This is a genomic window from Nostoc sp., from assembly GCF_036917455.1.
Classification (GTDB): Bacteria; Cyanobacteriota; Cyanobacteriia; order Cyanobacteriales; family Nostocaceae; genus Nostoc.
In genome coordinates this window covers 1-11,135 of sequence record NZ_JBALDK010000187.1, presented here as the reverse complement: position 1 = coordinate 11,135, position 11,135 = coordinate 1, and the positions used below count along the sequence as shown (strand labels likewise).

The 11,135-nt window shown below is 39.0% G+C and carries 11 protein-coding genes; 4 read left to right on the top strand and 7 right to left on the bottom strand.

Features of this window, described 5'->3' with window-relative positions:
* Positions 1 to 463 precede the first annotated feature (463 nt).
* The 3 genes from V7K42_RS19740 to V7K42_RS19730 all read left to right on the top strand — a co-directional run bounded on the left by V7K42_RS19740 (position 464) and on the right by V7K42_RS19730 (position 2,463).
* The gene (locus V7K42_RS19740; protein ID WP_094328526.1) at positions 464 to 841 is read left to right on the top strand and encodes a hypothetical protein; all 378 of its coding nucleotides are present in this window, start codon (positions 464 to 466) and stop codon (positions 839 to 841) included.
* A 217-nt stretch (positions 842 to 1,058) separates the two neighbouring features.
* A complete protein-coding gene (locus V7K42_RS19735) occupies positions 1,059 to 1,568 on the top strand; it encodes a hypothetical protein (RefSeq protein ID WP_334918992.1) in 510 nt (169 codons plus the stop codon).
* A gap of 115 nt (positions 1,569 to 1,683) precedes the next feature.
* Positions 1,684 to 2,463 carry a photosystem II S4 domain protein gene (locus tag V7K42_RS19730; protein WP_334834397.1) on the top strand — a complete coding sequence of 260 codons (780 nt, stop codon included), beginning with the start codon at positions 1,684 to 1,686 and terminating at the stop codon, positions 2,461 to 2,463.
* A gap of 64 nt (positions 2,464 to 2,527) precedes the next feature.
* Here V7K42_RS19730 and V7K42_RS19725 read toward each other — a convergent pair whose 3' ends face one another.
* The 6 genes from V7K42_RS19725 to V7K42_RS19700 form a co-directional block, all read right to left on the bottom strand.
* A complete protein-coding gene (locus V7K42_RS19725) occupies positions 2,528 to 3,304 on the bottom strand; it encodes an SDR family NAD(P)-dependent oxidoreductase (protein ID WP_334918990.1) in 777 nt (258 codons plus the stop codon).
* A 402-nt stretch (positions 3,305 to 3,706) separates the two neighbouring features.
* Positions 3,707 to 4,636, bottom strand: a complete 930-nt coding sequence (locus V7K42_RS19720; protein ID WP_334918988.1) for a hypothetical protein — start codon at positions 4,634 to 4,636, stop codon at positions 3,707 to 3,709.
* Positions 4,637 to 4,916: 280 nt separating this feature from the next.
* Positions 4,917 to 5,474, bottom strand: a complete 558-nt coding sequence (locus V7K42_RS19715) for a hypothetical protein (protein WP_334918986.1) — start codon at positions 5,472 to 5,474, stop codon at positions 4,917 to 4,919.
* 630 nt (positions 5,475 to 6,104) lie between these two features.
* Positions 6,105 to 6,710 (bottom strand): exopolysaccharide biosynthesis protein, encoded by a 606-nt coding sequence (locus V7K42_RS19710; protein WP_334918984.1) that lies wholly within the window; start codon positions 6,708 to 6,710, stop codon positions 6,105 to 6,107.
* A 60-nt stretch (positions 6,711 to 6,770) separates the two neighbouring features.
* Positions 6,771 to 7,661, bottom strand: a complete 891-nt coding sequence (locus V7K42_RS19705; RefSeq protein WP_334918982.1) for a lipid kinase — start codon at positions 7,659 to 7,661, stop codon at positions 6,771 to 6,773.
* A 599-nt stretch (positions 7,662 to 8,260) separates the two neighbouring features.
* Positions 8,261 to 9,778, bottom strand: coding sequence for an ABC transporter permease subunit (locus V7K42_RS19700; protein ID WP_334918980.1), 1,518 nt, complete (start codon positions 9,776 to 9,778; stop codon positions 8,261 to 8,263).
* Positions 9,779 to 9,856: 78 nt separating this feature from the next.
* On the opposite strand from V7K42_RS19700, the gene V7K42_RS19695 reads away from it, so the two are divergent.
* Entirely contained in the window at positions 9,857 to 10,627 is a 771-nt protein-coding gene (locus tag V7K42_RS19695) for an amino acid ABC transporter ATP-binding protein (RefSeq protein ID WP_334918978.1), read from the top strand.
* A 218-nt stretch (positions 10,628 to 10,845) separates the two neighbouring features.
* Here the strand turns inward: V7K42_RS19695 and V7K42_RS19690 are convergent.
* On the bottom strand, positions 10,846 to 11,135 hold a 290-nt coding region (locus V7K42_RS19690), incomplete at its 5' end, for a hypothetical protein (protein ID WP_334918976.1).

The following is an 11,135-nucleotide window of genomic DNA, read 5'->3' as shown; positions in this document are numbered from 1 at the left end:
AACGAGCGCCCATATCATTCATCACCTCGGTAGGCACATTTTCCGTATTCACTTATCTTAACATAGTTAGGTTTTTTCCCGCCCACCTACTTATGCATTGAAGAATAATTCAGGAGTCAGAATCAAGACGCTCTCTACGAGACGTTGCGCGTAGCTTGCTTAAGAGCAGGGGTACGCGGACTCGCTCTAAGCGTTGGCGCAGCCAAGAGTTGCTATGCCGTAGGCTTTACGTTCCGCTATCCGCCACTCGTACAGAATTCATACTGAATTCTGACTCCTGACTCCTGAATTCTGTTTGATAAATACTAGATACAGTATTTTCAGTAGATCGAAACTGTTTGTAAATTGAAAAAATAAGGGTTTTAGCCGATATTTTCCGGAAAAACCTATCTAAATTACTCTCGATTAGTCAAAATTGGACTAACATAACTGAGTGTTCGATCGCTCGCCCCGTCAAAGACTCATGACTAAAGTAACATCTCAAGAAATTGCACAGTTTCGCTCTCAATTGGCAGATGATCCTAGCGATATGGAAGCGCTGGATTTGATTGAAGACTGTGATGGAGATTTAGAAGATGCGGCAATGACGCTAGCTATCCGAGCCGGACAACAACCAGAAAGAGCAAATTCTGAGTGGTTAGATGCCTTAGCGAGAAAATGGCGTGTGGTAATTTGCGAACAAGAATATCGAGAAGATTTGCTTAATAGTTCGCTTCAAAAGATGATGGAACATCTAAAAGCAATGCCGACGTTTCCTAAGATTTTGGCAGCACCAGTTTTAATTTATGTCCTCAAGCAAGGGGCGAACAATTTTTGTGAACCACTAGATTCGCTCAAATGATCGGCCCATGTATATTTAACTTGTGCTTAACTTGTGCGATCGCCTATCGCGGTTTGTAGTTGAATTTAATACAGACCTAACCCCTAATCTTGCCAACAATGGAAGGGAAGCAAGAATTAAAGCCTTTCTCTACTCCTAGCCAATGCAAGATTGATTCGACCAAGACTGATACGCTGTTAATTAAGGCAAAACTTCTATTAAACAAATTGTAAAATCAATGAATTACCTTGTTGCCGTATTACCAGACCGCATTCAAGCCGAAGCTGCTTACTTAGCTTTAGAAGAAGAAGGCATAAACAGTACTATCCTGGGGAAGGGATATAAAACGGCTGACGAGTTTGGCTTAATTGACCCCAAAGACCAAGCTAAAAAGCAAGCACAACTGATGGCAACCTGGCTAATACCATTTGGCTTTTTTGCCGGTTTTACATTCAGCCTCATCACCGGTTTAAATACTTTTGCCTGGGCAGGTGAAGTTGGCAATCACATCGTTGGCGGACTGCTGGGTGCTGCTAGTGGTGCTATGGGTGGTGTCGTTGTGGGTGGCGGAGTTGGTTTACTCGTAGGTAGTGGTGATGCTTTACCCTATCGTAACCGTTTAGATGCGGGTAAATACTTAGTAACCGTTCAAGGCTCTGAAACTCTCACTCGGCAAGCAACCCGAATATTGCGTCAGTTTGAGCCAGAAAATATCCAAGGTTATGCTGACCCCAATACTGTGTATTGAATGAACTGCTAAAATGGGAATTAAAGTTAAAATCAAGATAGTTTTAAAGAAGGAAATGAAGCATTGGTAAATGACAAATAACAAATGACAAATGACAAATTCATAATTTTTAAGAATGTTGCCACGAGAAGAACTTTTAAAAGGTGTTGAAAATCGAGATAGTGTAGCTCGTGTAATTGACCAAGCAGAACAAGCCATCAAAACTTGGGAAGTGATTTTGACAGATTTTCTATCTCCCCCAGAGTTGGCGGAAATTCAACGGGTATTTAACCGATTAACAGAAGTGCAATTGGCGGCGTGGGGCGGATATCCACAAGCTGAACGCCAAAGAATAGCGATCGCTCGTTCGGAACTTCCCCTAGAGCAATCTCAAGTCAGCCTTGTTGCTGTGGAAATTGCTGGTAATTTCTTGTTTGATACCGCCTCTCACCGCGACTTTTTAGGCGCAATGTTGGGAACGGGAATTGTTCGTGAAAAGACGGGAGACATTATTGTTTTAGGAGAACGAGGGGCACAGGCGATTGTCGCGCCAGAGTTGGTGGAATTTTTAGAAATGAGTCTGAAACAGGTGCGATCGGTTCCTGTGAAAACTCAACGGATTGAAGTAACTGAGTTAAAGGTTCGGGAACCCAAGAAAAAAGAACTAACTACTGTAGAGGCTTCTTTGCGATTAGATGCGATCGCATCTGCTGGTTTTGGTATGTCGCGCAGCAAAATGGTTGATTTCATTGATGCCGGTGATGTCCGCGTCAATTGGAAGGAAGTTACTCAAGCTAGTTCTCAAGTAAAATCAGGCGACTTAATCGCCATTCGCTCTAAAGGGCGTTTAGAAGTGGGGGAAATCGCCGTCACCAAAAAAGACCGTTACCGAGTTCAATTAACAAGGTATATGTAATAAGTTAGGAGTTAAGAGTGAGAGTTTATTTAACCTCTTTAACCTCAAACTCCTAACTATATACTTAAGCTTTAAAATGTTTTGCTAACATATTCAAAAGAAGTTTGCGCGGTACAAGCCGAGATAATTTGCTTCTTATTTGAGTCGTAGGATCAGAACTAATAACAGTTGGATAGCCTTTTTCTAAAGCTTCTAAAGATTCCCAAACCACTTTTTCGGAAGAATAAACTTTCTCTGTAGTACTTGCCAGCTCTGGAGGAAAATTAGCTTCTGCAAAAAAGTTTGTTTCTATTGGACCTGGACAAGTTACTAGAATACGGACACCATATTGACGATTTTCTGCCCATAGTGCCTCACTAAAGCTGAGAATAAAAGCTTTAGTGGCAGCATAAACAGAAAGGTATGGTATCGGTTGAAATGCGGTAATAGAGGATACGTTAATAATACTTCCAGACCGACGTTGCCGCATCAATGGGAGAAATTTATGCGTTAAATCTACCAATGCTAAAACATTTAATTGTACGATTTTAATTTGTCTTTCTCCATCACTTTCAGCAAAGTCGCCATAGTAACCCAAACCAGCATTGTTGATTAATAAGTCAATGGTTAATCCCTTTGCTTTTGTGGCCTCAAATACAGCACAAGCTGCATTAGGTTCTGTGAGGTCTTTGAGTATAACGTCTACTTGAATTTTGTGTTCTTCTTGTAGTTCTTTAGCTAATTGGCTTAGTTTCTCTTCCGAACGAGCAACAAGTACAAGATTGGTCTTGCGTGCAGCTAGTTCTTGGGCAAAAGCTTTACCAATACCACTAGAAGCACCAGTAATTAAAGCAGTTGGCATTCTACATATTCAGATAGTTTTTAAGCACCTTATAAATATTAGCTATGTTGGCTATAAGTTTTAACTACCCAAAGTGGTATACCCAAAAGAGTAAAAACAGTAAAAACAGTACTTAAAGGACATTTTAAAACTCTTATTTTCGGGGTCAAAAGTTTTATATCCCTCTAAACCCACACCACTTGCTTCTCCTGTTCGGAGACGCTATGCAAAACACTTGGTGAATTTCAAAACAGCAATTGCTTCTCTAAAAAAGGAGGACTTTGATTCCGGTTCCTCCGTTTTTTCAAGGGGTTTGGGAGATATAAAAGTACCTAAAGTCTCAATGAAATACTTTTTAAACAATCTCTTGATACTGAAGTTTGAGCCGAGAAAGCCTGCACTCAAAACTTCTCCTTTCCTTCCTCAAAACTTGACTTTCGGAAGCGATGTGAATTCTCCAACCACACCTATATGAGAAATTCTTAAATCTTCTTCATCTGTATATTGAACAGACGAATCAATTTTTTGTGGGAAGTCTCCGTCTTTGCGCGACCACTCAAATACAAATTTATAATTTAAGTCTTTGAGGTTAGAAAATATCTGCTTCCATTGGCTTCGTCGAATTCTATTTCCCCACCTTGATTGTAATTCTCTTGAGTAGGCTTCCTGTTGATAAATAAAGAACTCAAATGGTCTTTCTTTTCTATTTCTGTGATCCACTAGATCAATGAGATGAAACATAAAGCCATCTTCAGAGAGGCTACTTGCAAGATTTTTTAAAAGTGGCACAACATCATCAACTGGTACATGCTCTAACACAGATTTTGAGAATATAAAATCTATTCTTTCTTGAGTAGGCATTTTTTGAGACAAATCAATTGGAGCAATGTATTCTATACCCAAGTCTTTTAAGACTTCTACAGATAGTTTGTTTAATGAAAGCAGTTTTTTTAAACGTAAGTCGATAAGGTCACGATCTTCAAATGTAGATAGACTATCCAATATACTCCAATCTACAGACTGAGACACAGCTTTGAAAATATTTTCGGGTTGCAATAACGGATAAACATCTGTTGCATAAACCTGTTTTGCTCCAAGAAGATAAAATACTAATGAATGAGTCAGCAACCATCCACTTCCAATTTCAAGACAAATTTTATCACGCAATACATATTTATCTTTACCAGACTGAAGTAGATAGATAGCAACTTCGTTGGCACAAATATCAAGCCTTTTACCTCTAACTGCTAGCTTGCTTGAATGCATTCTATTATATAAAACTTGATATAAATCGGACGATCTAATAATTGATTTGGTTCGTTCATCAAGGAGATTTCTTACTATATCTTTCATTTTGCACACCTCTCTTATTTAATTTCTCGTGAATTGAACATAACATTATTAACTGTAGCAGTAAGATGGGTTTGTGGATAACAAAAGTATCTAACCATTATTGCTTATTATACAGTTACGCACCTCTGCTGACAGGTGACAAAAACCTTTAAACCTTTCATCTGATAACTGGGGATTAAGCGGAAACTCGAGTCAGTCGCTTGGTATTAGCATCAGATGTAGCAATGTGTAAAAATAATAATTTTTATGATGACAATTTCAAATAAATTTGAATTTTTAACTACCATTTTTCAGACCAATAGATGATTTCTGAGGTTGAACTATTAATAGCAACACCATAACTATCTCCATGATTCCACTTGAAACCAGGTCTACCTTTGTCGTCTGCATTTAATACTAATATTTCATAACTGGCTGGAAAAGATTCTGTATGAGAGTCACTTGTGTAGAAAAAAGTTGTCGGTACACCGTTAGGCTGGTTTATGTGGTCGTTTGTATTACCACCCCTATATTTGTGCTTTGCACTACTTCTGTATTGTGATAGTAATTTTGCTATCTTATTTGGTGATTCTTTCAGCCTAATTTGAAAAAAACTACTTTCTTGCAAAAATTCGGGAGAGTAAGCAATGCGAACACCTTTGGCATCAGTGGGAATCTCGTTAGGAAAATGCTTTACTCGCTCGTTATCAGACCATAATTGATTACGAATTTCTTTGTAACGTGATGTATCAGTTATTATTTTAGGTTCGCTAGTACTGCTAAAAGTTGTTCTTAGAAAAAAGCTTCCCCCGACAATACAAAGACTAGCTAGGGCTAATAGAAATTGCGATCGCTTCATTAAGTTGGGTACGTTTAACTTTCCTATTCATATACCCAACTAATAAACTAAATTAGTACTATTGCGGAGACCCCATCGCAGATATTAACAGAAACTTTGCGTATTCAGGGTAAATTTGGGGTTATTGTAAAATTATCGTGAAGCGGGTAAATGATTACCTAGTCAAAAACCGTAGGTTATCCTTATTGAGGCTAGTACTAGCAGTGTAGCTAAAGAAATGAATTCCACAGCCATCTATTTTTTTCAATTCTTCCTGATAAAGCAATAGCTAAGGCGGATATATAAATAGTAGATGCACCTTAATTAAATCACAGCCCTCAGCTTTTAGTTGGGGGCTTTTTTTTATTGTTGATATTTGTAATTGGGAAATAAAATAAAATTATATCCAAGTTAAATTTGCCCGGATATAGCAACCAATAAAGCGGATTAATAAATGGTAGATGCACCTTAATTAAATCATAGCCCTCAACTTTTAGTTGAAGGCTTTTTTATTGCTGATACTCTTAATTTAGGAAAAAAATTCGGATGAAAGTTAAATTTGCCCGGATATAGCAATCAATAAAACGGATTAATAAATGGTAGATGCACCCTAATAAATTATAGCCCTCAGCTTTAAGCTAAGGGCTTTTATTATTTAAATATAGATGGCAGCAAACTGGGGGCTAACCATACTGCATAACCAATAAATCCAAACAGCAGGGTAATCAGGACGGTGATACCGTAGCTGATGCAAATTAATAAACCGTCAGATTCGATGGTAGCAACAGTTAAAAGTAAAATACCGATAGTAGGGATGGGATTTGTAAACGGAATTGGTAATATTAACAATATTGTCAACAAAGAGATGCAAAACCCATTAATTCGCCAAATCAAAGGATTATTAGCTATTTTTGGCAATCGAGGACGGGTAATTTTCTGTAAAACTTTGGTAAGGTGTCCTAAATTTTGCAAAAGTAACTGGGCAAAGGGACGAGGAAATTTGTAGTTAGCGATTCTTTTCGGTAGCCAAGGCGATCGCCTTCCTAAAACCATTTGCGCTGACAATAGTAAACAAGCACCACCAAAAGGGCCAGTTAATCCCGGTGGCATAGGAAATAAAAAGGGCAAAACTAATAATGTAATTACCAAGCTGAACCCTCGTTCTGAGGTTTCTGCCAGAACATCACCTAGAGTAAGCGGTTGTTCAGCTAGGCGTTGCAACAGGGACTTTATATCTTGAGAAAATCTCAGATGCATTTGGCGTGAGTTGATGCAAGTTCCCACATTTTTAGCAGAGGAAGATGGGGAGAATAACCCCTAACTCTTAACTTCTGATTTCTGGGGTACTAAAACAGCTATAGCTTTAGATATAACCCGAAAATGAGCCGGTGTGTAAGTAGTGATTTCACCATCTGTATTGATAGGACGCTGTTTGCGAGTATATACTTTTATTTCTTGACCTTGAAGAGAACGTACACTCTCCCAATGTATATGTCGCCCTTCTCGCATCGACGGGAGTAATAGTATCATCTGCCACCAGTGTTTAATCTCCAAGCTATATAGGTCTAACCTTTGGTCATCTATTGTGGCATCATCAGCCACAGCCATACCACCGCCATAATAACGGCCGTTACCCACAGCAATTTGTACTGTTTTCACGCTAACTGATTCACCATTGATCGCAATCTCCGCAGTAAAAGGTCTAGCTTCCCAAAGGACTTGCAATGCAGTGGCAGCATAAGCAAATACTCCCCAACGGCGTTTAACTTCTTTGGTAAGTCGCTGGGTAATTTTCACACTTAATCCCAGACTAGCAACGTTAAAAAAGTGCTTGTCGTTTACCCAACCCAAGTCGATGCGACGTAAATTTCCATCTGCAATAATTTTGCAAGCTTCGCCGAGGGAATTCGGAATTTCCAAAGTCCTCGCTAGATCGTTAGCAGTTCCTAGAGGCAAGATTCCCAAAGGCAACTGAGTCTCAACTAAAGCATCTACTGCGGCATTGAGAGTGCCATCTCCTCCACCAATGATTACTAGGTCAACTTGATGCTGATAGCGAAATATAACTTCACCAAGATGTTTTGGGTCTTCTGTAGACTCTTCAATTAAATCAAAGCCGAGTGTCTTCAGATATTCAATTGCTTCCGACAGACCCTTTTGCCCTTGGCGGGCATGACGATTTACTAACAACAGTGCGCGGGAACTCATAGATAGTACCTTTTATCGTTGATCTGTCCAATTATCTGCATCCATGTATTCTGCCTAAAGTTGACTAGAAAAACTTATTTAAACTGTTTTGATAATTATCAAAAGCGACTTTTGGAAATGTTTATTCTATTACACATAATAATTTTTAGTTTATATTTTATCTAGTTTATCTCTATTAGCCCTCAGTGTGTTGATACTCAGTAAATATGCTTTTTAGCCATTTAAGAAATGAATTTAGGTATTTTTCTTCGTAATAAAAAAATTGTTGGAGTATTCTGATACTCAGAGAATCATACCAAACAATGAGAAATTTTTGATTGCCCCAGATACATTTTTAGAGATTTAATTTGTATTAATATTATTACTATAGTAATAATATTTGGCTTTTGAAAAACTCTAGTAATCCGATTTGAGTCCTGTTCGCGTAGCGTGGCGTAGCCATAATTATCTGCGTAGCTATGGAACAGAAAAGAAGGGTATAGATGTTTACTGAATTTTGTTCAAAAATCAAATAAGAGTCCTATATAAAGACATGTGTACATGTAGGATGTGTTATCGCGTATCTTGCCTTTGTCCATCGACAAAACCACTGAAAATTATTAGGTATCGTACTTTTTTCGCCGTTTAACTGGATTCATCCACACTTCCAAAATACTAAATGCCTGTGAAAAAATTAATGTCAAACATAAATAAACTACCGCTACACCTGTGTAAATTTCAAAGGCGCGATAGTTATCAGCAACAATTAACTGTCCTTTACGTAGTAATTCTTCCAACCCAATTACAGAAACTAAGCTAGTATCTTTCAATAAACTGATAAAGTCATTACCCAAAGGTGGAATCATTCGCCGAAAAGCTTGGGGAAAAATGACATAAATCATTGTTTGTATAGAACTTAAACCTAATGATTGTGCTGCTTCTGCTTGTCCTGTTTCAATCGATTGAATGCCTGCACGCACAACTTCGGCGGTGTAGGCGGCGTTATTCAAACTTAAGGCAATTACTCCAGCAGTGAGGCGGTCGAAGGTAAATGTAAAACCAAGTTCTTGCGAAATTGCTGGAAAACCAAAGTAAATCATAAAAATTTGCACCAATAAAGGTGTTCCCCGAAAAAAATCTACATAGGCCCTCGCTATCCAACGCATAGGTGCGATTCGAGAAAGGCGAACAATACCAATTAGGGAACCTCCAATTAAACCAAACACTACAGAAAGTATCGTTAATTGTAACGTTACTAATGCTCCCTGTAATAAAGTTGGAAAAGCCTGCAAAATTACACTAATTGAAGTAAATATTTTAGGTGCGCCACTACTACTCTGATTTTCAAATGGCGATTTTGTTGGTAGTGATGGCGGTTCAGCTTTAAACCATTTTTGGTAAATTTGGGAATAAGTGCCATTTTTCAACACTTTATCTAAACCATTATTTATTAATGCCAAGTTCGGCGAATTTTTAGCCGTAGCAATGCCGTAAAACTCCTCTGTCAGCAATTGCTGTACTATTTTTATTCCTTGAAGATTGCCCGTATTAATAGCATATAAAGTCACTGGTGCATCATTGATGACCGCATCCACATTACTATTGGTCAATTCTTGTAGGGCTAAAGGTGCTGAATCAAAACTGCGAATTTGCACTCCGGGAATACTCTTAGCCTTTGCAGCCCCTGTTGTACCAAGTTGGACTGCAATTTTTTTATTTTTGAGACTGTCAAAGCCAGTAATATTTTGATTATCTGCACGGATTGCGATCGCTAACCCGGCTTTAAAATAAGGACGGGAAAAAGAAATCGTCTTCGCTCTCTCCTGTGTAATCGTGATCGAACTAATGGCCGCATCTACTGTTTTGGCTCCCAAAGCCGGGATAATGCCATCAAAAGGCAGACTTTGAAAATCTACTTTAAAGTTAGCTGCAACTGCGATCGCATTCATCAAATCAATCGAAAAACCTTGCAACTCACCACCTTGTTTTTGAAACTCAAAAGGTGGAAATGCCGGTTCTGTAGCAACCCGCAGAGTTTTCCCCGCACTAGAGTTCATAGCACAGCCAGTCAATAACAAACAGCTAACACCAACAACCACACACCAGCGCAACCAACGCCTAAAACCAAATTTAGCCATATTATTTTCTCTTCCCTCTGCGCCTCTGCGGTTCGTTAAAAAGCTTACAATCAACTGTAGAGCAGCTTGACACAAGTAATGAACAATACCATCCCCGCCATTATTTTTGACAATATCGAAAAAAACTTTGGTTCCCTAAAAGTCCTCAAAAGAATCACAGGCGAAATCAATCGGGGAGAAGTCGTTGCAGTTATCGGTTCCTCCGGCTGTGGTAAAAGTACGTTATTACGCTGCTTTAATGGACTAGAAACCATCGACAATGGGCGTTTAATAATCAACGGAATCAACTTATCTAAGCCCACAGTTAACTATAGCCAACTGCGACAATTACGAACACAAGTAGGTATGGTTTTCCAGCAGTTCAACCTGTTTCCTCATCTCAGCGTCCTAGAAAATATGACACTTGCACCGCGTAAAGTCTTAGGTAAAACACCAAAGGAAAGCGCCCAATTAGCAAGATTATATTTAGAAAAAGTTGGCTTACATGACAAAGCATCTGCTTATCCAGAACAACTTTCTGGCGGACAAAAGCAACGAGTAGCGATCGCCCGTAGCTTATGTATGAATCCCCAAATCATGCTATTTGACGAACCCACCAGCGCCTTAGATCCCGAACTCGTCGGCGAAGTTTTGCAAGTAATGCAACAATTGGCATCAGAAGGGATGACAATGGTGGTTGTCACCCATGAAATGCAATTTGCAAAAGAAGTAGCCCATCAGGTGATATTTTTAGACAAAGGTATTGTGACAGAAAAGGGTTCAGCTTATGAGGTACTGACCAATCCTCAAAGCGATCGCCTACGTATTTTTCTCAGTCGCCTTCAAATAATTCATAATGATAAACAATAAAAATTCTATTCCAGGTTTACAGCATAACTAGGGCGATCGCATTTCCATTCTATTCGCAATATCTGTTTTATTAGGAGCGACGCATTCCCTGGATTGCGGAAAGATCGGACGCGATAGATTTACGAGACGCTTACGATATGCGATGAATCGCGTTTTTACAAGGAATCGCTGTTTCCACATTTCGCTTATGTTTTGACTAGAGGAAGTATTTTTCTTTCCTACTCTCCATCTTTCACTTTCTCTTGTGGATGCCAAGCTTGATAAAAAGCGGGGTAGGGCATACTTTGGGCGCACTTCCAGATAACTTGGTAGCAATTATCAAATCGCTTAAAGTCATTTTTGTAAGTTTCAGGTGATAAGTAATTCTTCAACCCAGTGACAACACTCGGCATCTGTTCCTTTAACATAATTTGCCCTAAGCTATATGCCGCTAGGCTTCGGGTAGAATCATCCAGTTGTGGATTGCCGATTAACTCCACCAAAGCAGCGATCGCTTTTTCGTTGCCAG